At 36.4% G+C, this 26,838-nt stretch carries 29 protein-coding genes and 1 pseudogene; 27 read left to right on the top strand and 3 right to left on the bottom strand.

The features are described 5' to 3' along the window. Positions 1–50: 50 nt before the first annotated feature. The gene (locus tag ACYT6F_RS13680; RefSeq protein WP_472598210.1) at positions 51–878 is read right to left on the bottom strand and encodes an SAM hydrolase/SAM-dependent halogenase family protein; all 828 of its coding nucleotides are present in this window, start codon (positions 876–878) and stop codon (positions 51–53) included. Positions 879–1,013: 135 nt separating this feature from the next. On the opposite strand from ACYT6F_RS13680, the gene ACYT6F_RS13685 reads away from it, so the two are divergent. The 6 genes from ACYT6F_RS13685 (at position 1,014) to ACYT6F_RS13710 (ending at position 5,654) form a co-directional block, all read left to right on the top strand. Beyond that, positions 1,014–1,973 (top strand): PhoH family protein, encoded by a 960-nt coding sequence (locus ACYT6F_RS13685; protein ID WP_472598211.1) that lies wholly within the window; start codon positions 1,014–1,016, stop codon positions 1,971–1,973. Between the two features lie 136 nt (positions 1,974–2,109). Next, complete coding sequence (locus ACYT6F_RS13690) at positions 2,110–2,784, top strand: porin family protein (protein ID WP_472598212.1); 675 nt, start codon at positions 2,110–2,112, stop codon at positions 2,782–2,784. A gap of 126 nt (positions 2,785–2,910) precedes the next feature. Next, entirely contained in the window at positions 2,911–3,414 is a 504-nt protein-coding gene (locus tag ACYT6F_RS13695; protein WP_472598213.1) for a hypothetical protein, read from the top strand. A gap of 211 nt (positions 3,415–3,625) precedes the next feature. Next, entirely contained in the window at positions 3,626–4,243 is a 618-nt protein-coding gene (locus tag ACYT6F_RS13700) for an outer membrane beta-barrel protein (protein WP_472598214.1), read from the top strand. A 74-nt stretch (positions 4,244–4,317) separates the two neighbouring features. Continuing rightward, positions 4,318–4,980 (top strand): outer membrane protein, encoded by a 663-nt coding sequence (locus tag ACYT6F_RS13705; protein WP_472598215.1) that lies wholly within the window; start codon positions 4,318–4,320, stop codon positions 4,978–4,980. A 38-nt stretch (positions 4,981–5,018) separates the two neighbouring features. Continuing rightward, on the top strand, positions 5,019–5,654 hold the full coding sequence (locus ACYT6F_RS13710; protein ID WP_472598216.1) for an OmpW family outer membrane protein: 636 nt from the start codon (positions 5,019–5,021) through the stop codon (positions 5,652–5,654). An 88-nt stretch (positions 5,655–5,742) separates the two neighbouring features. Here the strand turns inward: ACYT6F_RS13710 and ACYT6F_RS13715 are convergent, their stop codons facing one another. After that, positions 5,743–6,021 carry a TM2 domain-containing protein gene (locus ACYT6F_RS13715; protein WP_283421182.1) on the bottom strand — a complete coding sequence of 93 codons (279 nt, stop codon included), beginning with the start codon at positions 6,019–6,021 and terminating at the stop codon, positions 5,743–5,745. 34 nt (positions 6,022–6,055) lie between these two features. Continuing rightward, entirely contained in the window at positions 6,056–7,417 is a 1,362-nt protein-coding gene (gene ffh, locus ACYT6F_RS13720) for a signal recognition particle protein (protein WP_169230723.1), read from the bottom strand. Between the two features lie 505 nt (positions 7,418–7,922). Between ffh and ACYT6F_RS13725 the strand changes: the two genes are divergently transcribed. The 21 genes and pseudogenes from ACYT6F_RS13725 to ACYT6F_RS13825 all read left to right on the top strand — a co-directional run bounded on the left by ACYT6F_RS13725 (position 7,923) and on the right by ACYT6F_RS13825 (position 26,807). Next, positions 7,923–8,294: a hypothetical protein gene (locus ACYT6F_RS13725; protein ID WP_472598217.1), complete on the top strand. Its 372-nt coding sequence runs from the start codon at positions 7,923–7,925 to the stop codon at positions 8,292–8,294. Positions 8,295–8,354: 60 nt separating this feature from the next. Beyond that, complete coding sequence (atpB, locus tag ACYT6F_RS13730; protein ID WP_169230721.1) at positions 8,355–9,458, top strand: F0F1 ATP synthase subunit A; 1,104 nt, start codon at positions 8,355–8,357, stop codon at positions 9,456–9,458. Positions 9,459–9,508: 50 nt separating this feature from the next. Then, on the top strand, positions 9,509–9,703 hold the full coding sequence (gene atpE, locus ACYT6F_RS13735) for an ATP synthase F0 subunit C (protein WP_002979108.1): 195 nt from the start codon (positions 9,509–9,511) through the stop codon (positions 9,701–9,703). Between the two features lie 85 nt (positions 9,704–9,788). After that, positions 9,789–10,286, top strand: a complete 498-nt coding sequence (locus tag ACYT6F_RS13740) for a F0F1 ATP synthase subunit B (protein ID WP_472598218.1) — start codon at positions 9,789–9,791, stop codon at positions 10,284–10,286. 2 nt (positions 10,287–10,288) lie between these two features. Beyond that, positions 10,289–10,828 carry an ATP synthase F1 subunit delta gene (gene atpH, locus ACYT6F_RS13745; protein ID WP_472598219.1) on the top strand — a complete coding sequence of 180 codons (540 nt, stop codon included), beginning with the start codon at positions 10,289–10,291 and terminating at the stop codon, positions 10,826–10,828. Positions 10,829–10,846: 18 nt separating this feature from the next. Beyond that, positions 10,847–12,424 carry a F0F1 ATP synthase subunit alpha gene (atpA, locus tag ACYT6F_RS13750; RefSeq protein ID WP_472598220.1) on the top strand — a complete coding sequence of 526 codons (1,578 nt, stop codon included), beginning with the start codon at positions 10,847–10,849 and terminating at the stop codon, positions 12,422–12,424. 72 nt (positions 12,425–12,496) lie between these two features. Continuing rightward, positions 12,497–13,360 carry an ATP synthase F1 subunit gamma gene (gene atpG / locus ACYT6F_RS13755; RefSeq protein WP_472598221.1) on the top strand — a complete coding sequence of 288 codons (864 nt, stop codon included), beginning with the start codon at positions 12,497–12,499 and terminating at the stop codon, positions 13,358–13,360. A 105-nt stretch (positions 13,361–13,465) separates the two neighbouring features. Continuing rightward, positions 13,466–14,824, top strand: a complete 1,359-nt coding sequence (locus ACYT6F_RS13760; RefSeq protein ID WP_169230715.1) for a hemolysin family protein — start codon at positions 13,466–13,468, stop codon at positions 14,822–14,824. A gap of 21 nt (positions 14,825–14,845) precedes the next feature. Continuing rightward, positions 14,846–15,151, top strand: coding sequence for an ATP-dependent Clp protease adaptor ClpS (locus ACYT6F_RS13765; protein WP_472598222.1), 306 nt, complete (start codon positions 14,846–14,848; stop codon positions 15,149–15,151). Between the two features lie 114 nt (positions 15,152–15,265). Continuing rightward, positions 15,266–17,110 (top strand): T9SS type A sorting domain-containing protein, encoded by a 1,845-nt coding sequence (locus ACYT6F_RS13770; RefSeq protein ID WP_472598223.1) that lies wholly within the window; start codon positions 15,266–15,268, stop codon positions 17,108–17,110. Positions 17,111–17,229: 119 nt separating this feature from the next. Continuing rightward, the gene (gene udk, locus ACYT6F_RS13775; protein WP_072882382.1) at positions 17,230–17,844 is read left to right on the top strand and encodes a uridine kinase; all 615 of its coding nucleotides are present in this window, start codon (positions 17,230–17,232) and stop codon (positions 17,842–17,844) included. Positions 17,845–17,849: 5 nt separating this feature from the next. Next, entirely contained in the window at positions 17,850–18,206 is a 357-nt protein-coding gene (locus ACYT6F_RS13780; protein WP_472598224.1) for an FtsB family cell division protein, read from the top strand. A gap of 108 nt (positions 18,207–18,314) precedes the next feature. Further along, on the top strand, positions 18,315–19,466 hold the full coding sequence (locus tag ACYT6F_RS13785) for a methylmalonyl-CoA mutase family protein (protein WP_472598225.1): 1,152 nt from the start codon (positions 18,315–18,317) through the stop codon (positions 19,464–19,466). Further along, positions 19,466–19,906 carry a DinB family protein gene (locus ACYT6F_RS13790; protein WP_472598226.1) on the top strand — a complete coding sequence of 147 codons (441 nt, stop codon included), beginning with the start codon at positions 19,466–19,468 and terminating at the stop codon, positions 19,904–19,906. The genes ACYT6F_RS13785 and ACYT6F_RS13790 overlap by 1 nt, the downstream gene beginning before the upstream one ends. A gap of 94 nt (positions 19,907–20,000) precedes the next feature. Continuing rightward, positions 20,001–20,413: pseudogene (locus tag ACYT6F_RS13795) on the top strand (GxxExxY protein). Positions 20,414–20,420: 7 nt separating this feature from the next. Beyond that, positions 20,421–21,566, top strand: coding sequence for a THUMP-like domain-containing protein (locus ACYT6F_RS13800; protein ID WP_472598227.1), 1,146 nt, complete (start codon positions 20,421–20,423; stop codon positions 21,564–21,566). A 123-nt stretch (positions 21,567–21,689) separates the two neighbouring features. Then, a complete protein-coding gene (locus ACYT6F_RS13805; RefSeq protein WP_066434894.1) occupies positions 21,690–21,992 on the top strand; it encodes a hypothetical protein in 303 nt (100 codons plus the stop codon). Positions 21,993–22,218: 226 nt separating this feature from the next. Continuing rightward, positions 22,219–23,598, top strand: coding sequence for a dipeptidase (locus ACYT6F_RS13810; RefSeq protein ID WP_472598228.1), 1,380 nt, complete (start codon positions 22,219–22,221; stop codon positions 23,596–23,598). 113 nt (positions 23,599–23,711) lie between these two features. Next, complete coding sequence (locus tag ACYT6F_RS13815; RefSeq protein WP_472598229.1) at positions 23,712–25,154, top strand: T9SS type A sorting domain-containing protein; 1,443 nt, start codon at positions 23,712–23,714, stop codon at positions 25,152–25,154. 80 nt (positions 25,155–25,234) lie between these two features. Further along, complete coding sequence (locus ACYT6F_RS13820; protein ID WP_472598230.1) at positions 25,235–25,942, top strand: SDR family oxidoreductase; 708 nt, start codon at positions 25,235–25,237, stop codon at positions 25,940–25,942. Positions 25,943–26,060: 118 nt separating this feature from the next. After that, positions 26,061–26,807 (top strand): electron transfer flavoprotein subunit beta/FixA family protein, encoded by a 747-nt coding sequence (locus tag ACYT6F_RS13825; RefSeq protein ID WP_472598231.1) that lies wholly within the window; start codon positions 26,061–26,063, stop codon positions 26,805–26,807. Positions 26,808–26,838 lie beyond the last annotated feature (31 nt).

Genomic DNA, 26,838 nt, shown 5'->3' on the forward strand with positions numbered 1-26,838 from the left:
ATTTTGACAAATATATAAAAAAAATCGATTTTTTTATGAAATATTAAATTTTAGAAAAATTCGATGTAAATATTCTCTCCCACGTTCAGTCCAAACAGGGACTTGGCGCCGTTTTTTTTGCTTCCTTTATAGATGGTTAACTCTAAAAGCTGGCTATCATTGAAAATTGCAGCAGATTGCCCATGATATTCCGTCTCTCTTTCCCAATCGGAAACCACTTCCGTGTGACTGAAAAATATTCTTGAAAGACTTAAATTTCTGAATTTTATCGTAAAATTTTCATATCCTTTACCGGAACTTTCAAAAAAATCTTTGCTGATATTTGATATTATATTTCCGAAATTATCAATATAAGTAACCTCGCCGATAATCATTTTTTCAGAGTCATTAAAAACCGGTTTTGGGAACAGCAGCTGTTTGGCAGAATCAATCTTCCTCCCGATGACTTCAGGAAGTCCACCATTAGCAAGATGTACCGCTGCGGGAACAAAAACATCGGTTGATGTAAAGTTAACAATATCATCAAATCTGTTGTTTAAAGTGATTTCATAAATTGCTTCGGGTTTAATGTCGAAAAAGACCAGGCTCAGAAGCCCGTTATCGGCAGCAATAAAATAATGTCCGTCTGCTTTATACAGGATATTTTTTCTTGATTTGTTGTGAAAACTGTCCACAGAAAGGATATGAACCGTGTTTTTCGGAAAGTGTTTGTAGGCATTTCTCACGATGTATGATGTCTGTACAAGGTTAAAAGCCTGAATATCGTGGGTAATATCAATAATGTTAACTTTCTGATTCAGAGAAAGTATACTGCCTTTTACAGCGGCAACTCTGTAATCCAAATTTCCGAAATCTGAAGTAAGGGTAATAATTGACATTGATTGTTTATAGAATGGTAGAAATGCAAATTTATTTAAAATAAAAAGAATGCCCGAATGATTATGGAAAAGAATTTGATATAAATTTCCAAAAAAAGCTTTACATTTAAAATCTAAAATTAATAAAGATACTGCATGTTTGAGTTAACATATGATTTGGAGGATATCGATGCGAAAATCTTCTATGGAGTAAATAACCAATATTTCAACTTAATAAAATCTACTTTTCCGACTCTTAAAATTACGGGCAGAGATCATTTTATCTTCGCGATGGGAAATCAGGAAGCCCTTGATATTTTTAAGCAGAAACTGGATGATATCGTAAATTATATCTCAAAAAATAATTCAATTGACCTAAAAGATGTTGAAAACATCCTCAATATAAAAGACGAAAATGAAAAGCAGCTTGTTTTCGATCAGGATATTATTGTAAAAGGGGTGAACGGAAAGATCATCAAAGCCAAAACTACCAATCTTAAAAAGCTGGTTAAAGAAACAGAGAAAAAAGATATGGTTTTTGCGATCGGACCGGCAGGGACAGGTAAAACGTACACCAGTGTAGCTTTGGCGGCAAAGGCGTTACGGGATAAGGCTGTGAAAAGAATCGTTCTTACAAGGCCTGCTGTAGAAGCGGGGGAGAGCCTGGGATTTTTGCCGGGTGACCTTAAAGAAAAACTTGATCCCTATTTGCAGCCATTGTATGATGCTCTTCGTGATATGATTCCGCATGAGAAGCTGGAAGGTTTTATTGAGAAAAAAGTAATTGAAGTAGCGCCGCTGGCTTTCATGAGAGGGCGGACACTGGATGATGCCTTCGTTATTCTGGATGAAGCTCAGAATACGACTCATTCTCAAATGAAAATGTTTTTAACCAGGATGGGTATGAATGCCAAATTTATCATCACTGGAGATCCAAGCCAGGTCGATCTTCCGCCAAAGCAGCAGTCGGGACTTAAAGAGGCAATGCGCATTCTGAAAGGTGTAAAGGAAATTGGGTTTGTGCATCTTACAGAAGAAGATGTTGTAAGGCATCCTGTTGTTAAAAAGATTATCCTGGCATATAATGAAGAGGAAAAGAAACAAAGAAACGACTAATTATTTCATATATTAGTGATAAAATCAGGATAGGCTCTATCCTGATTTTTTTTATTGTAAAATTATCAATTTTAGGTTTTGATATTTGAAAAAAAACATTATTTTTGCCATCGATTAATTAAAAACTATTAACAAAATGAAGAAAATTTTACTTCTAGCAGCAGTAGCTGTTATCGGGATGAGCGCTAAGGCTCAGGAATTCAGGTTTGGTCCTAAAGCTGGTTATTCTTTATCAATGCTTAATGCAAAAGGTGATGGTGAGTCATATAAATTTGATTCAAAATCTACTTTCTATGCAGGTATCATGGCTGAATATAAAATCAGCGATAAATTTGCTGTTCAGGGGGAGGTTTTATATTCTCCGCTTGGAGGTAAGCAGGAAGAATCTGTATCTTACAATCAAATGGGTGTAAATGTTACAGGTACTGAAAAAACCGATTGGAAATTAGGAACTGTGCAGATTCCGATTAGTGCTAAATATTATGCAACAGAAAATTTAGCTTTCGGATTAGGTCTTAATGTAGGCATTATAACTTCAGCAAAAGTTGAAGCAACAGCTTCTCTTACAGGATCTGGTCTTGGACAATCTTTTTCAGAAACTACAAGTTCAACTGAAGATGTAAAAGATGATGTAAACACTTTGAATCTGGCTCCTTTCATCGGTGCGGAATATACTCTTGAGAATGGATTATTCTTCGATGCAAGATATAACCTTGGTGTATCTAATCTTATTAAAAACCCAGAAGGAAATGAAAAGTTAACCAACAGCTTTTTCCAGATCGGTGTAGGATTTAAATTCGGAGGAAACTAAGAATTATTTACATTAAAAACGTAAAGCGGTACAAAATTTGTTCCGCTTTTTTTTTGTGGTTTTCAGATACCATATTTTTGTGTTGAAACAACCATTCAATAATTAAATACTTAAACTTATTAAAAAATGAAAAAACTATTATTACTGGGTGCTTTTGCACTTTTAGGTGGTGTTGCGCAGGCGCAGGAAGGTTTCAGACTTGGGGGGCATATCGGTGCTCCGCTAGGTGATGCGGCAGATGCGGCAAGTGTAACGATCGGTATTGACGCGGCTTACATGTGGAATATTACAAAAGGACTGGATATCGGTGCTACTACAGGATATTCTCATTTCTTCGGGAAAGATAATGTTGATGATTTCGGTTTTATTCCGATTGCAGCTTCAGGAAAATATACTTTTAATAAAGTTCCGCTTTTTGTCGGCTTGGATCTGGGAGCAGCGATTTCTACAAGAGATTACATCAACAGTGGGCTATATGTAGCTCCAAGAGTAGGCTATCAGATGAAGAATACTGAGCTTTATCTTGGGTTCCAGAATATCGGAAGCAAATATAAAGACCCGTATTGGAGGGGTAACGACAGATTCAACTTCGGTGCGATTAATTTCGGGGCCAACTTTTTTCTTAGATAAATTTTTTTAAAATCAATCATATTTAACTCCAATTGCAAAATTGGAGTTTTTTTATTCATATAATTGTGAAAAGCTCAAACCTCTTTCTTTTATACGATTTATACCCGTAAAATGCCAAAAAAAAGTAATGATATTAATCACGTTAACAAATTTTAATATCCGGTGGCACCTCTGTAAATTTGCCGCCAGAAAGTATTAAATTTTTAAAAAAATGAAAAAAGTATTATTAGCAGGTGCTATTGCACTTTTCGGTTTATCTAATGCTCAGATTGCTAAAGGAACTGCATATTTATCAGGACAGGTAGGCTATTCTTCAACTCAGAATAACAATACAGATTCTAAAGTTGAAGATTTCACCATTGTACCTACTGTTGGATATTTCGTAGCAAATAACTTAGCTGTTGGTTTAGGTGTAGGTTATGCAAACAGCTCTACAACTACAACGAATGCTTTAACGAATGTTGAAACTAAACTTTCAACTGATGCATTTGTAGTAGCTCCGTTCGTAAGAAAGTATTGGACTGTAGGTGAGAAATTATACATCTTCGGACAGTTAGAAGTTCCAATGGCGTTCGGTAAAGATAAAGCTGAATACAGTGGTGCAGCATCTCAGTTCAATACTGAATCTAAATTCACTTCAATCGGAGTAAACGTAAAACCAGGTTTAGATTATTTCTTAAACAAAAACTGGTCTATCGAAGCGACTATCGGAGAATTCGGATACAACAACTTCAAGTACAAAGATCTTGACAAAAGCACTGATAACTTTAACTTCGGATTGAATTTATCTTCAGTTACTTTCGGTGTTAAATATGTTTTTGCTAAATAATAAACAAAACATATAAATCTAAAGTCCTAAGTTTTTTGCTTAGGGCTTTTTCTCATAATTATCATACTATAACCATGAAAAAATTACTTTTAGCCGGAGCTGTTGCGTTTATCGGGCTTTCCAATGCCCAAATAAAAACAGGTACGCTTTATCTGTCTGGTCAGGCAGGATATTCTCAGGAAAAAAATAATAATACGGACGACAAACTTCAGAATTTCAGCATTATTCCAACCTTTGGAGTTTTCATTGCTCCTAATTTGGCTGTCGGTACGGGCATCGGTTATATTGGAAGCAGAGCAGAAAATACAAATATTAATAATTTAGGATTTGGTGTTGAAACCCTGCAATCTAAGGTGAAAGCAGATGCTTTTACAGCAAGACCGTTCATCAGAAAATACTGGACGCTTTCGGATAAGTTATATATTTTCGGACAGCTTGAAGTTCCTATTGAGATTGGAAAACGTACGGCAGATTTACAATTTGATTATATTAATATGTATGGATATATCTATTCTCAAAGTATAAATATGGAACAGAAATATACTTCTTTTGGTGTGAACGTGAAGCCAGGATTAGATTATTTCATCAATAAAAACTGGACTATCGAAGCTACAATTGGTGAGTTTGGCTACAAAAATATGAAGATTAAAGATCAGGAAAAAGGAACTGATGACTTTAATTTTGGCTTAAACTTATCTTCGGTTACTTTCGGGGTAAAATATGTTTTTGCTAAATAATTAATAAACTAAACATAAACTTTTAAATTTTAAAAATCATGAAAAAACTATTACTAGCAGGTGCTGTTGCACTTTTCGGATTATCAAATGCCCAAATGACTAAAGGAGACTGGGTTGTAAGCGGAAACACAGGTTTCGGATTCAACAACGTAACCACTACTGTAAAAGCAGGTGGCGAGTCTGCAGACGGACCAAAAGTAAGCACATTTTCCATCACTCCTTCTGTAGGATACTTTGTTATTGATAAATTGGCTGTAGGAATCGATTTGGGACTTACAAGCGCTACTACCAAGTATGAAGGTACAAAGGCTACTACTACAAGTTTCTCAGTAATGCCAACTGCTACTTATTATTTCGCTAACGACAGCAAATTTGTTCCTTTCCTTGGAGCTGGTATCGGATATGCTTCAGTGAAAAACAAAGGCGAAATGAATGTGTTAGGAGTTTCTGCTTCTGATGAAACCACAACCGATGGTCTTGCATGGAAAGTAAAAGGAGGGGTTACCTATATGGCTACACAGTCTTTAGGGATCAATCTTGGTGTATCTTATGATCAGTTCTCCAACAAGCAGACGATCATGAATACAGATGTTAAAACAAACGTAAAAACTTTCGGGGTAAACGTTGGTTTCTCTTATTTCATCAAGTCTAAAGCTCAGAAATCTGATAAATAAAAACTTTTACAAAGATTAACTTTGTAAGTGTTGTAAAAATAAACCCGGCTCAAATTTATTTGAGCCGGGTTTTATATTGTTTAAAAATTTAAAACCATTCTTTCTGGTTCTGAACGTAAGTTCTGTCAAATTCCTCATCGGATTTGGTAAGGTAAATAATACCTTCAATCAGACCAATAAGTCCACCAACGGTACCGCAGGTTACAAGACTGAGAATAAGTTGAATAATTCCTGTCTTGGTATATCCCAGATAGAACTTATGAATAGCCAGTCCGCCCAAAAGGATAGCAAGAATACCGGCAGCTACTTTTTTTTCTGATCTGTAAGGCTGGTTGTAATTACCTCCTTGTTTTTCGTAAACTTCCATAGAATATTTTTAAGTGATTTGATTTGATGTTTGTTTATTTACCGAACATTCCGCCCATTCCAGGCATATTCGGCATTTTGCTCATCATCTGCATCATCTGTTTTCCCTGAGGTCCCTGCATCATCTTCATCATTTTACCCATCTGGTCAAACTGCTTCATTAACTGGTTTACATCCTCAATTTTTCTTCCGGCACCTTTGGCAATCCTGTTTTTTCTCTGCGTATTGATGATGGATGGCTTTCTTCTTTCTTCAGGTGTCATAGAGTAGATGATCGCTTCAATATGCTTGAATGCGTCATCACTGATCTCCACATCTTTGATCGCTTTTCCAACACCCGGAATCATGCCCATCAAATCCTTCATATTCCCCATCTTTTTGATCTGATTGATCTGCTTTAAGAAATCATCAAAACCAAATTCATTTTTGGCAATTTTTTTATGAAGTTTTTTCGCTTCTTCTTCGTCAAATTGTTCCTGTGCTCTTTCTACAAGGGAAACAACGTCCCCCATTCCCAGGATTCTGTCTGCCATCCTTTCCGGGTAGAAAAGATCCAGAGCCTCCATTTTTTCACCGGTAGAAATGAATTTAATTGGCTTTTCAACAACAGAACGGATCGTTAAAGCAGCTCCACCACGGGTATCACCGTCTAATTTCGTTAAAACAACGCCGTCAAAATTCAAAGTATCGTTGAATGCTTTTGCCGTATTCACCGCATCCTGACCCGTCATGGAATCTACAACGAATAGAGTTTCATTTGGTTGAATAGTAGAGTGTACGGTTTTGATCTCCTTCATCATCTGCTCGTCAATTGCTAGACGGCCTGCGGTATCTACAATCACAACATCATGGCCGTTGGATTTAGCAAAATTAATAGCGTTTTGAGAGATGCTGGAAGGATCCATAGAACCTTCTTCCGTGAAGACAGGAACCCCGATCTGTCCGCCCAAAACTTTAAGCTGATCGATAGCAGCCGGACGGTACACGTCACAGGCCACCAAAAGAGGTTTCTTATTTCTTTTTGTTTTTAAATAATTAGCCAGTTTTCCGGAGAATGTTGTTTTACCGGAACCCTGAAGTCCTGCAATAAGAATCACAGAGGGTTTTCCCGAAAGGTTGATTCCTTCCTGAGAACCTCCCATAAGATCTACAAGCTCATCATGAACGATTTTCGTCATTAGCTGTCCAGGGGTAAGGGAAGTAAGGACATCCTGCCCCAGGGCTTTATCCTGAACTCTTTTCGTTAGATCTTTTGCAACTTTATAATTAACATCGGCATCCACCAATGCTCTGCGAATTTCTTTTACGGTTTCCGCTACATTGATTTCCGTGATTTTTCCACGTCCTGAAATATTATGCAGCGCCTTGTCTAATTTATCCTGTAAACTATTAAACATATGTATTGTAAATTATAGGTTTGCAAAAATAAGGATTTTTTTAGTATATCTAAAGACTTCTGTACGTAATATTATATATATGAGTTGAATTAACATATTTGAGTTTTTTCACAACTTTTTTAAATCTGTGGAATTGTATTTTTAATTATTTTTTAAGAGCGATTTGATTACATCCAAAGCAGGGTTATTTTTTATAAGAAGCTTTTCCGGCTTTCCGCACTCGCTATTTTATGTTTCGGCGCGGCGGCGAAGCCGCCGCGCCGAAACATAAAATGAGCTCAGACAATTGCTGCAATCCGGGCTAGGATAAAGTTTGAGACTATGAGAAGTGATATTATTACCCTTGAGAATTTATCCCAATATACTAGCCGAATAATATATTTTTTAATTTAATATTTCTAACTGACATATGATAAAAATCAAAATATATTGAAATACGATAGAAAAAGTCTATTTTTGTGACCAGTTAAATCAGCCTAATGAGTGTTAGGTAAAAATGAAGTAAATGAAAATCAATCCCAATCTTCTGGTTACTGTATTATTTTTTCTGACATTTCTGATCCATTTGTCATTATGGAAATTTGTTTTTCATTTGGATGAAGTAGTAATCGTAAAATTTTATCTTTTTCTGAGTATTATGTTCATGATGATGATTACGCTTATTATTTTAATTAATAGAGTAGCTCCTGAATTTTTAGGTTTATCAGTGATTGGTTTGATCTTATTAAAGTTCGCTTTAATGTATTTAATCAGGAAAAAATTAAATTTTGAAGCCATTCCGGGCTACAAATTTCATTTTATTATACCTTATTTTGTCCTGACCACGCTGCTTACATACTATGCGATTAAGCTTATTAATCATGACAAAAAACAGTAAAAATATTTATTGTAAACCAGAAAATTTATTATATTTTTGCACAACGAAAAAAACCTATCAATGTTTAAGAAATTCGCAGTTTTATTCTACAGTATTTTTGTATTAAACTTAGTGTCTGCACAGCACGGAGAACCTACTGCTGAGGCAGGTTCTGCTACTACAGAGCTTTCAGAGAAAGACAAAGTAAGTAAAGAAAACAAAGAGTTCATCGATCATCACTTGTTGGATGCGCATGACTTTACATTGATGGTAGATAAAGACGGCCATCATATTGGTTTTCCTCTTCCTGTTATTTTTTATGATAACGGATTTCATGCTTTTATGAGCAACAGCAAAGAAGGATTTATGCATGGAGAAGCTACTGAGGTTGATGGTAATTTCTACAAATTGCACCACGAAAAAATTTATAAGACCGACGCGAACGGAACATTGGCCGAAGATAAAGAAGGTCATGTTACATCAGAAAAAGTTTTAGATCTTTCAATTACAAAAAGTGTTCTGATCATTATTTTAGTTTCAATTTTCATGTTGGTATTGTTTACGGGAATGGCAAGATCTTACAAGAAATCTCAGGTTCCTACAGGTGCTGCAAGGTTTTTGGAGCCATTGGTGATTTTCGTAAGAGATGAAATTGCAATCCCGAACATCGGTCACAAATACAAAAGATTTATTGGTTATTTATTAACGGTATTCTTCTTTATTTTATTTTTAAACGTTTTAGGATTGATGCCTTTCGGAATCAATGTTACAGGTAATATTACCATGACATTCTTCCTGGCAATTCTTACTTATTTAATCACAACATTCTCCGGTAATAAAGACTATTGGAAGCATATCTTCTGGATGCCGGGAGTTCCTGTTCCAATGAAACTGATCATGTTGCCAATTGAATTGTTAGGAACAATTACTAAACCTTTCGCTTTGATGATCCGACTTTTTGCGAACATGACTGCAGGGCACATTGTAGTAATGAGTTTAATTGGGTTGATCTATGTATTCAAGAACGTTGCTGCAGGTGTTGCATTCCCGTTCCTTACATTGGTAATTTATTTATTGGAAGTATTGGTAGCATTCCTTCAGGCTTATATCTTTACAATGCTTTCTGCTTTGTTTATCGGTATGGCAGTACAGGATCATGAGCATGAACACCATGCGGCTCACTAATAATTGAAAGTTAAATATAATAAGAAACAAATTTTTTAAAATTATATATTATGGAAATCCCTAAAATTGTAGGTGCTGGTATCGTAGTACTAGGTGTAGGTATCGGTCTTGGTAAAATCGGAGCTGCTGCTCTTGAAGCTATCGCTAGACAACCTGAGCAATCTGGAAAAATCCAAACAGCTATGCTTATCGCAGCTGCACTTGTAGAAGGTGTTGCGTTTGCTGCTCTATTTGCAGTAAACTAATTAATCTAAACCACTATCTGCAACGGTTGGTTACAGATAGTGGTTATTTAAGAAAAAAAGTAATAATTATTTATACATTAATATAATGGAATTAATTCACCAGTTTTCATCAGGATTATTTATTATCCAATCTGTTATTTTTCTAGCATTGTTATTTTTGTTAGGTAAATTCGCTTGGAAACCTATTTTAAAGTCGATCAACGAAAGAGAAACTTCTATCGTTGATGCTCTAAATCAAGCTACTTTAGCAAGAAAAGAAATGGAAACTTTAAAAGAGGATAACGAAAGAATCATTCGTGAGGCGAAAATAGAAAGAGACGCTATCCTTAAAGAAGCAAGAGAAATTAAAGATAGAATCGTAGGTGAGGCCAAAGATGCTGCTAAAGCGGAAGGAGATAAAATGATCGAAGCTGCTAAACAGACCATCAATGCTGAGAAAAATGCTGCTATGGCAGACATTAAGACACAGATCGGTACTTTATCAGTAAATATCGCAGAGTCTATTCTTAAGCAAAAGCTTGATAACAGCGAAGCTCAAAACGAATTAGTTCAAAATTATCTAAACAAATCAAACCTTAACTAAGAATGCTTACATCTAAAGTAGCTAAAAGATACGCACAAGGTTTACTTGATTTCACCAACGAATCAGGGCAAACGGCTACTGTATTTTCTGAAATGAAAGATGTAGTGAAGATCATGACTGAATCTCAGGATTTAAAAAAGTTCTTCCTTACCCCATACATCGATTCTAAAAAGAAAGTAGAAGTAGCAGGCGAAATTTTTAAAGGTTTATCTTCTTCTTCCAGAAATCTTATTACATTAGTGATCAGACACGGAAGAGAGAACCAGCTGAAAAATATTGCTCAGGAGTTTATCAACAAAGTTGAAGACATCAACGGAGTACAAAGAGTAACGCTTACTGCGGCAACTCAGCTTTCTAAAGAGAATATAGACCAGATTTTAGGATCTACCAACCTGGTAAGTGCTAATTCCAACTTTGACCTGATCGTAAATGTAAAACCTGAAATTTTAGGAGGATACATTTTAAGAGTGGGAGATCAGCAGGTAGATGCATCTGTAAGATCGAAACTTAACCAAGTGAAAAAAGATTTTAGTTTAAATTAAAAGAAAAACAACCATACAATGGCAGAAATAAATCCGGCAGAAGTATCTGCGATCTTAAAACAGCAATTGGCCAACTTCGATACTCAATCAAATGTTGAGGAAGTAGGTACAGTTTTAACCATCGGTGATGGTATTGCTCGTGTATACGGGTTAGAAAACGTACAATACGGAGAGTTGGTGAAATTTTCTAGTGATGTAGAAGGTATTGTACTTAACCTTGAAGAAGACAACGTAGGTGTTGCACTACTAGGTGAAAGTAAATTGGTAAAAGAAGGAGACACTGTAAGAAGAACAAACAGAATCTCTTCTATTAAAGTAGGAGAAGGTATGTTAGGAAGAGTAGTAGATACTCTTGGTAACCCTATCGATGGTAAAGGTCCTATCACCGGGGATTTATACGAAATGCCATTGGAAAGAAAAGCTCCCGGAGTTATCTTCAGACAGCCGGTAACTGAGCCTTTACAGTCAGGTATTGTTGCGATCGACTCAATGATCCCTGTAGGAAGAGGACAAAGAGAGCTTATCATCGGTGACAGACAGACCGGTAAAACGACTGTTGCGATCGATACGATCATCAACCAAAAAGAATTTTTTGAAGCAGGGAAGCCTGTATATTGTATATATGTTGCGATCGGACAAAAAGCTTCTACCGTAGCACAAATTGTAAAAACACTTTCTGATAAAGGGGCTTTGGCATATACGGTAATCGTTGCTGCTAATGCTTCAGATCCGGTTCCAATGCAGGTATACTCTGCAATGGCGGGAGCTGCGATCGGAGAGTTCTTCAGAGACACTGGTAGACCTGCTTTGATCGTTTATGATGATTTATCTAAACAAGCGGTTGCTTACCGTGAGCTTTCTCTTCTATTGAGAAGACCTCCGGGCCGTGAAGCTTATCCTGGAGACGTTTTCTATCTTCACTCAAGACTATTGGAAAGAGCTGCAAAAGTAATCGCTGATGACAATATTGCAAGCCAGATGAACGATTTGCCTGAATCTCTAAGACCAATCGTAAAAGGTGGCGGCTCATTAACGGCACTTCCAATTATCGAAACTCAGGCGGGTGACGTTTCTGCGTACATTCCAACAAACGTAATCTCTATTACGGACGGGCAGATCTTCCTTGAGTCTGATCTATTCAACTCAGGGGTACGTCCTGCAATCAACGTGGGGATCTCTGTATCAAGAGTAGGAGGTAACGCTCAGATCAAATCAATGAAAAAAGTATCTGGTACGTTAAAATTAGACCAGGCTCAATATAAAGAATTAGAAGCGTTTGCTAAGTTCGGTTCCGACCTTGATGCTGCTACATTGGCAGTAATCTCTAAAGGAGAAAGAAACGTGGAAATCCTTAAGCAGCCGGTAAACTCTCCGCTCCCTGTAGACAGCCAGGTTGCTATGATCTACGCAGGAACAGAGAACTTATTAAGAAACGTTCCTATCAGAAAAGTTAAAGAATTCCAAATCGAGTATATCGCATTCCTGAGATCTAAGCATCCTGAAACAATGGCTGCTATCAAAGCTGGAAAAATCGATGACTCAATCACGAGTGTTCTTAAGCAGGCGGCTAACGATTTAGCTTCTAAGTATAACTAAAAAATTCAATGTTTAAGGTTTAAAAATAACGTTTAAACCTTAAACTTAGACCTTAAACCTTGAACCAAAATAATGGCAAACTTAAAAGAAATACGAGGCAGAATTACGTCAATTTCATCTACGATGCAGATTACCCGTGCTATGAAAATGGTTTCCGCAGCGAAACTGAAAAAGGCACAGGACGCTATCGTAATGTTGAGACCATATTCTGAAAAACTGCAGGAGCTTATCCAGAATGTAAATTCCAGCTCAGATCCTGATCAGATTTCTGTGTATGCTCAGAAAAGAGAGGTGAAAAGAGTGCTTTTCATCGCTGTTACTTCAAACAGAGGTCTTGCCGGAGCTTTTAACTCATCGATTGTTAAAGAGCTTAATGCACAGTTTCAGAACAATTCTCAATATGAAATTGAAGTTCTTCCTGTAGGTAAAAAAGCTTTTGATGCTGTAAGAAGAAACCGTACGGTGTATTCTAATGCAAGTTCTGTGTATGACAACCTTAACTTCGATACAGTAGCTCATGTTACGGAAGCAGTAATGACCAGCTTTAAGGAAGGTAAATTTGACGAAGTTTATTTAATTTATAATAAATTTGTCAATGCTGCTACCCAAGAGGTTACTACAGAACAGCTTCTTCCGATCTCAATGCCGGAAAATAACGAATCTCAGGTTGATACAGATTATATCTTTGAACCAAACAGAACGGAGATCTTAGACAACCTTATTCCAAAATCTATCAAGACTCAGGTTTTCAAGGCTATCCTTGATTCAGTAGCTTCTGAACACGGTGCGAGAATGACGGCAATGCACAAAGCTACGGATAATGCCCAGGCTTTGAAAAATGATCTGGTAATTTTCTATAACAAAGCAAGACAGGCTGCAATTACCAATGAAATTTTGGAAATTGTTTCCGGAGCAGAAGCGTTGAAAAACTCATAAAAGATATTTCATACAATATTTTATTAAAGCATCGTATACCACGATGCTTTTTTTGTTATTTTTATTTTGTATATATTTGTATCATAAATTATATACAACTTCTAAATGGATTCGGACATAGTCAGGCTTTTGCTGGCCTTATTACTTGTTTTACTAAATGGCTTCTTCGTAGCCGCAGAATTTTCAATTGTTAAAGTTCGTTACTCTCAAATTCAGTTAAAAGCCGCAGAGGGAAACTCTATGGCAAAACAGGCGGAGCACATCATCAAGCACCTTGACGAATATCTTTCCGCAACACAGCTCGGTATTACTTTGGCTTCCCTTGCCCTCGGTTGGGTGGGAGAAAGCGCATTGCACCATATTGTTGAAAATATTTTCAGCTCACTCAATATTGATCTCACCGAAACAACGGTTACCTCAATTTCCGTAATCACCAGTTTCGTTCTTATTACCATTATGCATATTGTTTTTGGAGAGCTTATTCCAAAATCCATTGCGATCCGTAAGTCAGAGTCTACGACGATGGCAACGGCTATTCCGTTACGGGTATTTTATACTGTTTTCAAACCATTTATCTGGTTGATGAATTTAATGTCCAACACCTTTTTAAGATTGGTGAAAATTCACCCTGCTTCAGAGCATGAAATACACTCCACCGAAGAGCTTCAGCTTTTGGTAAAACAAAGTGCAGACAGCGGGGAAATTGAAGAGGAAAACTATGAAATCATCAAGAATGCTTTTGATTTTACAGATCACTCTGCCAAGCAGATCATGGTTCCGCGTCAGAATATTACATCCATTGATTTCGAAGAAGATGTTAATGAAATCATCAATAAAATCATGGAGAGCGGATATTCCAGGATTCCGGTGTATGTAGATTCTATTGACAACGTAATTGGTATTCTCTATACGAAAGAAATTATTAGAGAGTTTGTTAAGAGAAAAGGGGAGCTCAACCATGAAGATCTTAAAGAGCTGATGCGTGATGCATTTTTTGTAGTAGGAAGTAAAAAGATTTCAGACCTTCTGAAAATATTCCAGCAGAAAAAACAACACCTTGCCATTGTAATAGATGAATTCGGAGGTACCGAAGGAATCATCACTCTGGAAGATATTCTGGAAGAACTGGTAGGTGAAATTCAGGATGAAGAAGATGATGAAGAGAAAATCGTTGATAAAATCGGGGAGAATACCTATTGGGTACAGGCCACCCAGCCTTTGGACGAAATCAATGAATTTATCCCTAAAAAACTACCTCTTTCGGAAGAAAGCGAGTACAATACCCTTGCAGGATTTATTCTTCATGCCTTGGAAGATATTCCGGAAGAAAACCAGGAATTCGAACTTGAAAATTATCATTTTAAAATTTTAAAAATGAATAATAAAAGTGTGGAATTGGTAGAGCTGGTATATGAAGAACCTAATAACATACATGATCTGGCAGAAAAAATAGGCGAGGTCTGATATAATTTTAAATAAATTGTAATGATTTTTTATAACAGTATCAAAGATTACGAAGATCCGAAACGAAAGTATGAAGAAGATGTTCTTGTGCTGGATGATACGGATGAAGTATATAAACTGGTTTTACATAATGATGATGTACATACCTTTGATTATGTAATTGACAGTTTGATTGAAATTTGCAAACATACACTGGAGCAAGCCGAACAATGCACGATACTTGTTCATTTTAAAGGAAAATGTACGGTAAAGACAGGTTCTATGGATGTACTCAAACCTATGCATGAAAAACTGCTGTCCAGGGAACTGACCAGTGAAATCGTATAAACAGCTCCGGCCTTGGCCGGAGCTGTTTTTTTTACATATACCTGTGGTTTTATCAAATCCGTAAAAATTTACTAAAAAATTGTATCTTGCGTCAATAATTTTAAAAAAGTGTAAATGAAATTACAAATCAACTCTTTAGTTGTTGGCTGCTTACTTTCCTGTACGGCTTTATCCGGTCAGCAATCATCATTAGAAAGCCCGGCGAGAAACTGGATCACTCAGAATTCGAGAAGTATAGGACTTCAGGATTTCAGTACCTTGAAATTAAGCTATGTGAGAAAAGGAAATTCAGGAGAAACGCTTCGTTTTCAGCAAATGATAAGCAACGTGCCTGTATTTCAGTCAGAAATTGTAATGCATTTCAATAAGAACGGTCAGATCAGCTATACTGCTACTGAAAGTTTTAAGAAAAATGTTCAGCAGATCAATACCGATCCTGCTGTTTCATCGGTTGATGCTTTAAAAAAGGCACATATTGCTTCACATTCAAAAGGAGATATTACCTTTGAAGAAGCTAAGCTTTACGTGTACGTTACAGAACAGGGTGAAACAAAGCTGGTATATCGTGTTGTGACGAATTCTTACGAGAATCCCGGCAGCTGGGAAACTATTGTTGACGCAAAAACAGGGGAAATCATCAGCGTGAAAGATATATCTTTCCGCCATAAAGAAAAAGAAACTCCTGAGAAAAATAAAAAACATACACAGGTTAAAAAAAATGTACTCGTAACGGGTTCCGCATATATTTTTAACCCTGATCCGCTTTCCAAAATGCAGGTTGCCTACGGCGGACAGTATGTGGATGGAAATGACGCCACTAATGCGAGCCTGGATGCGGCAAGAACTTTGGTTACCATTCCCGAACTGGAGCTGACAGCAGGCGTATATAAGCTAAAGGGAACCTATGCTGAAATAAAAGAACTGGAAGCACCTAATAAAGGGCTTTTCACGCAGACGAGCAATCAGTTTCTGTTTAACAGAAATCAGGACGGATTTGAGGCCGCTAACGCATACTGGCATATTGATAACAATCTTCGTTATATTAATTTAACTCTGGGAATCCCTTGTATTCCAAGTATGAATAATGGCGTTCTTGCATTTGATCCTCACGGAGAAAACGGAGCAGATAATTCTCATTATGATCCCAACAGCCAGATTCTTGTTTTCGGGGAAGGTGGCGTAGACGATGCCGAAGATGCAGATGTGGTACTACACGAGCTGGGACACGGTATTCACGACTGGCTTACCAACGGAAGCCTTTCACAAGTTAACGGGCTGAGCGAAGGTTGCGGAGATTACTGGGCACAGTCATATAGCAGAAGTTTAAATCAGTGGCAGCCAACTGACGCAGCGTACCAATGGATGTTCAGTTGGGATGGCCACAATTCTTTCTGGAATGGAAGAATAACAGATTATACAGCAATTTATCCAGGAGGATTAACCGGCTCCATTCATACGGACGGACAAATCTGGGCTTCTGCACTCATGAGAATTTATGATGCTATCGGAAAACAAAAGACCGATCGCGCATTTCTTGAAGGATTAAGTTTAACCACCTTCAATACCAATCAGCAGAATGCAGCAATTGCCGTAAGACAGGCTGCTATTGATATGTTGGGGACATTTGGGTTTACCTGTAACGATATCAACCAGATTACAACAGAATTTACCGCTGCAGGCTACACTTTACCGGCTTATTCTTGCCTGCTGAGTGTAGATGATCTTTCTAAAAAAGAAATCATTGCCATTTATCCGAATCCGGTTTCAGAGATCTTGCATATTTCCATGAAAATCAGCAAAGAAGAAAAAGTTGAAATTTTCAATATGGAAGGAAGAAAAGTATTAGAAACAACCATTGCCAACGGAAGAAATACAATCAATGTCTCTCAATTGGCAGTCGGAGATTATATTCTGAGGATAAAAGGCCTGGAATTATCAACAAAATTCATCAAAAAATAAAAATTTAAATCCGGTGTTTTAGCATCGGATTTTTGTTTTAAATAATTTCAGGCGGCATTATTTTATTTGCATTCAACTAAAATAGTATATTTGTAAAAACTATAAAGAAACAAAACAGAATGCTTGTAATAGGAATTGCAGGAGGCACCGGATCCGGCAAAACTACGGTTGTTGACAAAATTATCCAGCAGCTTGATATCGAAGGAATGAACATCCTATCCCAGGATAATTATTATCATGATAATCATAATCTTACTTTAGTAGAAAGAGAAGCTTTAAATTACGATCACCCGAAGTCCATTGACTTTGATTTATTGATAAAACATGTAAAAGCGTTAAAAAATAACGAGCCTATAGAACAGCCGATTTACAGTTTCGTAACACACTCCAGAACCGGAGACCATGTTACTGTAGAACCTAAAAATGTATTAGTGGTAGAAGGAATTCTTGTTCTTACCAATAAAGAACTGTTGAAAGAATTTGATCTGAAAGTATTTGTGCATGCAGATTCGGACGAAAGACTGATCAGAAGGATAAAAAGAGATACACAGGAAAGGGGAAGAGACCTGAATGAAGTACTGCACCGCTACCAGACTACGCTGAAACCGATGCATCAGGAATTCATTGAGCCTTCAAAAAATGAAGCGGATCTTATTATTCCCAATATGAGGCAAAATTCAGTAGCCATTGATTTTTTAACCACCGTGATCAAAAATTCTTTGAGAAAACATTAAATACAATGAAAGGAACCAAACTTATCAAAGACATTCAGCCGAAATCGGAAACATTTAAATTCATTCAGAAATATATTCTGAATAAATACACCATTACGATCTGCCTGTTTTTGGTATGGATGATTTTTTTCGATAAAACTTCGTTTTTGGTAATCAATGAGCTTAACGGTGAGATCAACAAATACGAAGAACAGCTTCAGTATTATAAAACCGAGTATGAAAAAAATGACGCGTTTTATAAAAAGCTGATGAATAATAAATCTGAAAAAGAAAAGTACGCCAGAGAAAACTACTTTATGAAAAAACCTAATGAAGAGATCTTTATTCTCGTGGTAGACAGTACCAATATTGCTAAAAAATAACTTAAAATCAATAAGTGAATTGTCAATTCGCTTTGCTGGCAATTTTTAAAAAATCACTTGCGAGCAAAATTCACTGTTGATCATTCACAATAATCCAATTCATTATCCATGTCAAACACAGCTTGGGAAAATTTAGTCAAAAAGCAACTCAAAACCGAAGATATCAATGCTATTCTCACTAAGGAAAACTTAGAGGGAATCACCGTAAAGCCTTTTTACGATGAAGTTCAGCAACAATTGGTCAATCTTCCGAAAGTAGAAGAAAATACCCATCTTGTGGCCAGGTATCACGAAAGCCTTGAAGAAGATGTTTATGCATTTCTCCTGGATCATAATGTGGAAAACCTCGTGCAGAAGACCATTTTTATTGACGATATTGATCTTGCGGGACATATCAGCCCGAAAGAAGAAGATCAATATTTTTCTTTAATTGATGTTTTTGATGAAAAAGAAACATCGATTAATGATCAATTGGTTAAAGAATTACTGGCAAAACAGTTCCGAAGAAACATCTGTATTGATATTTCCCTTCATCAGAATGCAGGGGCGGCCATCTATCAGCAACTGGGAATTGCGTTGGCAAAAACCAAGGAACTCATCGAAATGTATGGTCAGGAAATTTTACATAAGCTCATATTCAGAATTGCGATTGGAGCAAATTATTTCTTCGAAATGGCTAAGATAAGAGCCTTTAAGCTTGTTTTTAATCAGCTTTCAAAAGAATATAATGCTGATGAAATTCCATATATTTTCGCTGAAACCTCATTAAGAAATAAAGCGGTTTCTGATAACGAAAACAACCTGATCCGTTCCACTCTTGAACTCGCTTCCGGGATGATTGGCGGTGCAGACGCAGTTTTCAGCAACAATTATTTGGTAGACAGATCAACTGAAAATTCAGAGGAAATTTCCTTCAAGCAGCAAATTGTACTTGCTTATGAAAGTATCATCAATGTTTTTGAAGATGCTTCCAATGGAAGTTACTTTGTTGAAGATATTACCCGCCAAATCGCAGAAAAAGCATGGGCTTATTTTGTTGAGATTGAAGAAGCAGGCGGTTATCTGGAACTCATGAAAAAAGGAATTATCCAGAAGCAGATTTATCAGCAGGCCATGGAAGAGCAGAAATGGGTGGAAGAAGGAAAAATTAAGCTCATTGGGGTAAATTTATATCCAAAATCAGAGGTTAAAAAGTCCGCTGAAGACCTTTATGACAAGAATGAAATTAAGCCTGTTCGCTGGGCTCAAATGTTTGAATAATGAAAGAAAAACTTATTGATTTATTTGAATATACTTTTCATTTCAACAAAGAAATAATTAAAGTCATTGCTGAAAATCTCGGAAAAGTTGACGAAAAGACAATCAGTTTAATTAATCATACCCTGAATGCTCAGCAGATCTGGAACTCAAGAATTTCAGGACAGGAAGCATTTGAAGTATGGCAGATTAATCCTTTTGAAACACTGGAAGAAATAAATCAACGGAACTTTGATAAAAGTATTGAAATCATCAATAATTTTGATCCCGATCAAAAGATTAATTATCAGAATTCCAGAGGTGCAGATTTTGAAAATACCGTTTTTGAAATGCTTTTTCAGGCCATCAACCATTCTACCTATCACCGCGGACAAATTAACTCTTTATTAAAGCAAAACGGAATAGATCCAATCTTAACGGATTATATTTTTTATAAAAGATGAATTAGTGCAGGTTAACTGTTAAATCTTAGTTTTTTTGACGACCACAGATTTTCTCAGATTTGCACAGATTATATAGCATAAAACACATTTGATAATGAAAGAAAACGAAATTAGTTTTTATATCAGAAAATGTATTTTTTCTGTGTATAATGAATTGGGGCCGGGTTTGCTGGAAAAAGTTTATGAGAATGTTTTAGTTCAGGAACTTCAAACAACGGTTTAACCGTAGAATCACAGGTTCCCATGAAAATAAAATATAAGGATACATTTCTAGATTCGGGTTTTATTGCTGATATTATTGTTGAAAATAAAGTAATAATTGAAGTAAAAGCCATAACGGAAATTAAAAATATTCATCATCAGCAATTATTAACTTATTTAAAGTTAACTGACTTAAAATTAGGTATTTTAGTGAATTTTTATACAGATTATATTGCAAAAAGCATATTCAGGAAAATAAATGGAAATTTAGACACTAAAATATATTACAAATCTGTGCAAATCTGAGAAATCTGTGGTTAAAATATTAGATCAGAACATACAGGACTATATCAATGCAAATCTCAATACGGATTTACATGCTTTGCTTTTGAAAAAATCACCATTTCCGGAAGTTTCTATGCATGAGATTGTACAGCAGATCAAAGGAAAGCAGGTAGCACGGAAGAAATTCCCTTTTCTGTTAAAAGAAGGTATTGTTTTCCCGCCGCAGCTCAATCTGGAGCAGTCTTCTTCAGAAAAAACAGCTCTGTATAAGTCTAAACTCCTCGAGGGAGAGAAATTTATTGATCTTACTGCCGGATTTGCAATCGATGCCTATTATTTATCCGAAAATTTTCAAGAAATCACATTAGTGGAGCAAAATCCGGATCTTCTGGAAATCGTAAAAAATAACTGGAATGTTTTAGGGAAAAAAGCAAAATTCATCAATCAGAAACTCGAAAACTTTCTTCAGGAAAATAAAGATTTTTTTGATGTAATTTATCTTGATCCGGCCCGCAGGGACAATAACAAGAATAAAGTTTTCCTGCTTGAAGATTTATCTCCGGATATTCTTTCCATTCAGGATACATTGGTATCGTCAGCTCATAAAGTTGTCATAAAACTTTCCCCTTTAATAGATCTGAAATATCTGGTATCCGTTTTACCCGGTGTATTCAGAATTGATATTATTGCCGTTAAAAATGATGTCAAAGAAATTGTTGTTTTTTTAGCCAAAGGACAATCCGCTGCGGTTACCTTTAACTGCATCAATCTGGAAAGTGATGAGCCTGTTTTCGACTTCAGATATGGAGAAGAAGAAAATGCCGGCGTACAGTACGGTGAGCCGGAAAAGTATATTTACATTCCTAATAATACCCTCTTGAAAGCTGGGGTTTTTAATCTTATATCACAGAAAACAGGATTGAAAAAACTTCATCCCAATACACATATTTATACTTCGGATTCACGAATCAGCAATTTTCCCGGCAGAATATTTGAAATGGAAATTATTGATGCCAAAAAGATCAAAAAGAAAAGCCAGTATAATATTATAGCAAAAAATTATCCTCTGAAACCCGAAGAGTTAAAGAAAAAATACAGCATAAAAGACGGAGGTGAAAACTATCTTATTTTTACACAATCCAAAAAAGGGAAAATAATTTTAAAATCAGTATAAAAATGTTGCTGTAAAATGCAAGATTTCTTAATTTTGGGCAATTAAAAATTAGAGCACAATCGCTCATTGCTTAAAATATAAAAGCATGCGGTTGTTGATCCTTAAAAAAAATAAATTTTCCATATGAAAAAATTAGTTATATGTTTAGCCCTTGCTACTGTTGCGGTAAGCTGTAAAAAAATCCAGGCAGGAGGTAACAAAAAAGTTATCAAACTTGAGGAAGGCGTGGAAAGATACTCTGATGACGAACAGACAAGTGGTGAGCAGGATAATCTTTCTGAATATAGAGGAGATGCACACGACGGTCATGAAACTCCTGTAAAAACAGATACTGCCGGTGCTCCGAAGCATAAAGAAGAAGATAATAAGCATTCTGACGCAACTCCGATTCCGGAAGGTTCTCAGACGCCAAAGGCTGAACACTAATTTACTAGGCAAAATATAAAATGTCCCGCATTTCTGTGGGACATTTTTTTTACCCGGATTTTAGCAATTGTTTGAATTTGCTTAAATTATAATTGTTCATCACTGAAGTTGATTAACAATTTCCATGAAGCTTTTCTCAGAACCAATTCGGAACTGAGGAAAATTATATGTTTTTGTTTGTTCCGGCGGGGCAAATTTTTTACTTTTAACGAAATAATATTTTACAATGCAAGAGACATTAAATTACATCAGCGAAAACAAACAGCGTTTCGTGGATGAATTATTTGAGTTACTGAGAATTCCTTCTATTTCTGCAGATCCTGCGTATAAAGATGACGTTTTGAAATGTGCGGATGTTGTAGCAGAATACCTGAAAAATGCCGGTGCCGACAATGTGGAAGTTTGCCAGACAAAAGGATATCCTATCGTTTTCGGAGAAAAGATGTTAGATAAAAATCTGCCAACCGTTCTGGTGTATGGGCACTACGATGTACAGCCGGCCGATCCTTTGGAACTTTGGACAAAACCTCCGTTTGAACCTTATATTGAAAAGACCGAACTTCATCCTGAGGGGGCAATATTTGCCAGAGGTTCCGCAGATGATAAAGGGCAGTTCTTTATGCACCTTAAAGCATTTGAAGCTATGATGAAAACCAACACGCTTCCGTGCAATGTTAAATTTATTCTGGAAGGCGAAGAGGAGGTAGGTTCTGTAAGTCTCGGAGATTTTGTAAACGAAAATAAAGAAAAACTTTCCTGCGATTGTATTTTGATTTCCGATACCCATATTTACAGCAATGAGCAGCCAACGGTTACTACGGGTCTAAGAGGGCTAAGCTATGTGGAAGTGGAGATAGAAGGACCAAACAGAGACCTTCATTCAGGATTATACGGAGGTGCGGTACCAAACCCAATCCATGTGCTTTCAAGAATGATTGCCAAGCTTATTGATGAAGACGGCCATATTACGATTGACGGTTTTTATGATAATGTTGAAACAGTTTCGGATGCCGACAGAGCAGATATGAACAAACTGAAAGACAACCCGGAAGAATTCAAAAAATCCATCGGACTTAATGGAGTTGAGGGCGAAAAAGGGTATACTACCCTGGAGAGGACGTCTATTCGCCCTACGTTAGATTGTAACGGAATTTGGGGAGGTTATACAGGTGAAGGAGCAAAAACGGTAATTCCTTCAAAAGCATCGGCTAAAATTTCAATGCGTCTGGTTCCTTATCAGACTCCTGAAGAAATTACGGAAAAATTCACCAAATATTTTGAAAAAATAGCTCCCGAAAATGTAAAAGTAAAGGTTACACCACACCACGGAGGGATGCCGTATGTTTTACCAACGGATACAAAAGAATTTCTGGCGGCAAAACAGGCTATGGAATCTGCCTTCGGAAAAGAAGTTCTTCCCTATAGAGGAGGAGGAAGTATTCCTATTACCGCCATGTTTGAGCAGGTTTTGGGAGCAAAATCTGTATTAATGGGATTCGGGCTTGATTCCGATGCCATCCATTCACCGAATGAACATTACGGATTATTCAATTTTTATAAGGGAATCGAAAGTATACCGCAATTCTTTGAGAATTACGCAAAATGACAATATTAATCCTTAAGAGTATTTTTCTTAGGGATTTTTTATTTTTTTTAAATAATATTTGTTTGTAATAGCCTGAAATTATTAAATTTATGATTAATTAAACAACAAGTATTATGAAAAAAAAATTATTATCTTTCTTATTTATGGCAAGTTCCTATGTATTTGGCCAGTTATCCTGTGCTTCACCTACAGTAATTACCGGAAACGGGACTCTGACTTGTCCGGCGTTAACAGGCACGTACGTGGGAACTTGTGCTGGCAGTGTACCAGCAATTACTCCTAGAGCAATATGGTATTCTTATACTCCTACCGTAAATGGTGAGATTACCATATCATCAAATCTCTCCCAAAATGATGGAATAACAAAGAGTAATGATACAAGTCTCTCTATAATTACGGGTACTTGTAGTGCTTTATCATGTTATAATGGAAATGACGACATTTCTAATACAAATTTTCTGTCATCGATTATCTTTCCTGTTTCTGCAGGTACAACGTATTATATTGTTTGGGATAATGCATATTCTTCTTTAGGTTTTGATTTTACATTTAATTTTACTGCGCCAACATGTATTAAACCAAATGACTTCTCAATAAATTCGGCATCAAATATCACAACTAATTCTGCAACGGTTAGCTGGAGTGCAGCAATTGGTAGTCCATCTTCTTACGATGTACAGCATGGTCCGTCTGGTTTTTCATTAGGAACAGGAACTATCAAAAACACAACAACAATTAATACATCTCTATCAGGATTACCTTCAGGAGGTAATCATAGCTATTATGTAAGGAGTAATTGTGGAGCTACTCAAAGTAGTTGGACCGGACCTTTTTCAATCTTTTTAGCAAAAACGGCTCCAATCTCTAATAGTTTTGAAGCTCCTGATTATGCTAATGGATTTAGTAGTTCCACGTGGTCTATCGGAAGTGCAACTGGAGGAGCTCAAAATGGAACATTATATTATTTTTCAAATTCAAGTACGACTACAGTCACTAATGCCCAATTATATTCTCGTGCACTTAGTTTATCGACGGGAGAAAATGTCTCATTTAATTTCTGGACTCGTTTAGGGAATTCTGCTGGTTCAGCAAACACATTAAAGGTTTACTACAATACGACACCATCTTTAACTGGAGCTACTTTAATTGGTTCGACAATTACAGTTACAGGTGCTACATATGTTCAGCAATTTAGAAATTTTATTGCACCGACAGCAGGCATTTATTATTTAATCTTTAGTAATGAAACACCAATTGTAACTACTTCAACATCATTGAGGTTAGACAATGTAAGTTTAACATCTGTTTTGGGAACCAAAGAAACTACTCATAATGATGTTTTCTTATCAATTTCTCCAAACCCAACATCTGATATTTTAAAGATCAAAACAGACTCAAAAATCAAAGCAGTTTCTGTAGTTGATATTACTGGAAGAAAAGTTGATGTAAGGTTAAATGGAAATACTGTTGATGTGAAACATCTTTCAGCGGGAACATACATTCTTTCTGTAGAAACAGTTAATGGCATTGTTGCAGAAAAATTCATCAAAAAATAAAAAATCCTGACAAATATTAGTCATATTAAAACGCTCCGTTCGGGGCGTTTTTCTTATTTTTAAGAACTAAATCAAAAAGTATGATACAAAATAAAGTAGCCTATATAACAGGCGGAACCAAAGGCATAGGTTTCGGAATTGCAAAAGTTCTTCTCGAAAATGGTGTTTCAGTAGCATTTTCCGGGAGGAAAAGAGATGATGTCGAAAAAGCCGAACAGGAACTAAAACAATTCTCTGAAAATGTCTTAGGAATTGTTTCTGATGTAAGAAACCTGGAAAGCGAAGAGGAAGCGGTAAAATACACGATAGAAAAGTTCGGACAGCTGGATTTTGTCATTGCCAATGCCGGACTTGGTGTTTTCAAACCTGTAGATCAGCTGTCTGCAGAAGAATGGAACGATATGATCGAAACTAACCTTACCGGTGTTTTTTATACATTAAAAGCATCCGTTGAAGAGCTGAAAAAAACAGAGGGGTATTACATAACCATTTCAAGTCTTGCCGGAGCCAATTTCTTTGAAAAAGGAGCAGGTTACAATGCTTCAAAATTTGGAGTCGTAGGATTTACACAGGCTGCTATGATCGATCTCAGAAAGTACAATATCAAAGCTACAGTGATCATGCCGGGATCGGTGGCAACGCATTTCAACGGAAATGTTCCGTCTGAAAAAGACGCATGGAAGATTCAGCCGGAAGATATGGGAAGCCTTGTTCTTGATATTTTAAAGATGAATCCAAGGGTTTTACCAAGTAAGATCGAATTTAGGGCAACAAAACCAGCGAATTAAATACATCTAATGCGCTGAATAATAAATTAATAAGTATTATGCATGCATAATATATTTTTTAATTATATTAGCAATTGAAACTTTAAAGCTTCAGGGCAATAAAAAATTAAAACAACATATGAAAATATTAGTTTGCATAAGTAGTGTTCCTGATACTACTTCTAAAATTAACTTTACGGCGGATAAGTCTGCATTCGACAAAAACGGAATTCAGTGGGTAATCAATCCGCTTGATGAATTTGCATTAACAAAAGCAATTAAATTACAGGAATCTCAGGGTGCAACAGTAACGGTAATAAACGTTGGTGATGCCACTACCGAGCCGGTTATAAGAAAGGCACTGGCGATCGGTGCAAATGATGCGGTAAGAGTAAATCTTGATCCTAAAGACAGTTTCTCTACAGCTAAAGAAATCGCTGCAGTAGCACAAAACGGAGGATATGATCTTATTCTTTGCGGAAAAGAATCTATCGATTATAATGGAGGTTCAGTTCCGGGAATGCTTGCTCAATTGTTGAATCAACCTTTCGTAAATGCTTCCGTAGGACTTGATGTGAATGGAAGCGAAGCTACGGCTGTACGCGAAATAGAAGGAGGTAAAGAAACTATTTCTGTGAAATTACCTGCTGTAATCGCCGGTCAGAAAGGACTGGTAGATGAAAAAGATCTGATTATTCCGAACATGAGAGGAATTATGTCTGCAAGAACAAAACCTTTACAGGTGGTAGAACCATCTTCGTCAGAAGTAAAAGTTCAGGGAGTTTCTTACGACAGCGTACCGCCAAGAGCAGTTGTAAAGATGGTATCTCCTGATAACCTTGATGAGCTGGTAAGATTACTTCACGAAGAAGCGAAAGTTATCTAATAAGAATCAAGTAAAAGTAAGATTCAAATTA

The organism is Chryseobacterium sp. NG-CE01 (assembly GCF_055695505.1).

What these genes read in the sequence shown, in the direction of transcription:
- atpB (WP_169230721.1), top strand. Translation starts at nt 8,355, where the DNA reads ATGTTTAAGAAATTCGCAGTTTTATTCTACAGTATTTTTGTATTAAAC.
- ACYT6F_RS13780 (WP_472598224.1), top strand. Translation starts at nt 17,850, where the DNA reads ATGAAAGGAACCAAACTTATCAAAGACATTCAGCCGAAATCGGAAACA.
- ACYT6F_RS13760 (WP_169230715.1), top strand. Translation starts at nt 13,466, where the DNA reads ATGGATTCGGACATAGTCAGGCTTTTGCTGGCCTTATTACTTGTTTTA.
- ACYT6F_RS13690 (WP_472598212.1), top strand. Translation starts at nt 2,110, where the DNA reads ATGAAGAAAATTTTACTTCTAGCAGCAGTAGCTGTTATCGGGATGAGC.
- ACYT6F_RS13770 (WP_472598223.1), top strand. Translation starts at nt 15,266, where the DNA reads ATGAAATTACAAATCAACTCTTTAGTTGTTGGCTGCTTACTTTCCTGT.
- ACYT6F_RS13715 (WP_283421182.1), bottom strand. Translation starts at nt 6,021, where the DNA reads ATGGAAGTTTACGAAAAACAAGGAGGTAATTACAACCAGCCTTACAGA.
- ffh (WP_169230723.1), bottom strand. Translation starts at nt 7,417, where the DNA reads ATGTTTAATAGTTTACAGGATAAATTAGACAAGGCGCTGCATAATATT.
- ACYT6F_RS13700 (WP_472598214.1), top strand. Translation starts at nt 3,626, where the DNA reads ATGAAAAAAGTATTATTAGCAGGTGCTATTGCACTTTTCGGTTTATCT.
- ACYT6F_RS13810 (WP_472598228.1), top strand. Translation starts at nt 22,219, where the DNA reads ATGCAAGAGACATTAAATTACATCAGCGAAAACAAACAGCGTTTCGTG.
- ACYT6F_RS13815 (WP_472598229.1), top strand. Translation starts at nt 23,712, where the DNA reads ATGAAAAAAAAATTATTATCTTTCTTATTTATGGCAAGTTCCTATGTA.
- atpH (WP_472598219.1), top strand. Translation starts at nt 10,289, where the DNA reads ATGCTTACATCTAAAGTAGCTAAAAGATACGCACAAGGTTTACTTGAT.
- ACYT6F_RS13680 (WP_472598210.1), bottom strand. Translation starts at nt 878, where the DNA reads ATGTCAATTATTACCCTTACTTCAGATTTCGGAAATTTGGATTACAGA.
- ACYT6F_RS13785 (WP_472598225.1), top strand. Translation starts at nt 18,315, where the DNA reads ATGTCAAACACAGCTTGGGAAAATTTAGTCAAAAAGCAACTCAAAACC.
- atpE (WP_002979108.1), top strand. Translation starts at nt 9,509, where the DNA reads ATGGAAATCCCTAAAATTGTAGGTGCTGGTATCGTAGTACTAGGTGTA.
- ACYT6F_RS13790 (WP_472598226.1), top strand. Translation starts at nt 19,466, where the DNA reads ATGAAAGAAAAACTTATTGATTTATTTGAATATACTTTTCATTTCAAC.
- ACYT6F_RS13685 (WP_472598211.1), top strand. Translation starts at nt 1,014, where the DNA reads ATGTTTGAGTTAACATATGATTTGGAGGATATCGATGCGAAAATCTTC.
- ACYT6F_RS13725 (WP_472598217.1), top strand. Translation starts at nt 7,923, where the DNA reads ATGAAAATCAATCCCAATCTTCTGGTTACTGTATTATTTTTTCTGACA.
- ACYT6F_RS13710 (WP_472598216.1), top strand. Translation starts at nt 5,019, where the DNA reads ATGAAAAAACTATTACTAGCAGGTGCTGTTGCACTTTTCGGATTATCA.
- ACYT6F_RS13825 (WP_472598231.1), top strand. Translation starts at nt 26,061, where the DNA reads ATGAAAATATTAGTTTGCATAAGTAGTGTTCCTGATACTACTTCTAAA.
- udk (WP_072882382.1), top strand. Translation starts at nt 17,230, where the DNA reads ATGCTTGTAATAGGAATTGCAGGAGGCACCGGATCCGGCAAAACTACG.
- ACYT6F_RS13820 (WP_472598230.1), top strand. Translation starts at nt 25,235, where the DNA reads ATGATACAAAATAAAGTAGCCTATATAACAGGCGGAACCAAAGGCATA.
- ACYT6F_RS13805 (WP_066434894.1), top strand. Translation starts at nt 21,690, where the DNA reads ATGAAAAAATTAGTTATATGTTTAGCCCTTGCTACTGTTGCGGTAAGC.
- atpA (WP_472598220.1), top strand. Translation starts at nt 10,847, where the DNA reads ATGGCAGAAATAAATCCGGCAGAAGTATCTGCGATCTTAAAACAGCAA.
- ACYT6F_RS13765 (WP_472598222.1), top strand. Translation starts at nt 14,846, where the DNA reads ATGATTTTTTATAACAGTATCAAAGATTACGAAGATCCGAAACGAAAG.
- atpG (WP_472598221.1), top strand. Translation starts at nt 12,497, where the DNA reads ATGGCAAACTTAAAAGAAATACGAGGCAGAATTACGTCAATTTCATCT.
- ACYT6F_RS13695 (WP_472598213.1), top strand. Translation starts at nt 2,911, where the DNA reads ATGAAAAAACTATTATTACTGGGTGCTTTTGCACTTTTAGGTGGTGTT.
- ACYT6F_RS13740 (WP_472598218.1), top strand. Translation starts at nt 9,789, where the DNA reads ATGGAATTAATTCACCAGTTTTCATCAGGATTATTTATTATCCAATCT.
- ACYT6F_RS13705 (WP_472598215.1), top strand. Translation starts at nt 4,318, where the DNA reads ATGAAAAAATTACTTTTAGCCGGAGCTGTTGCGTTTATCGGGCTTTCC.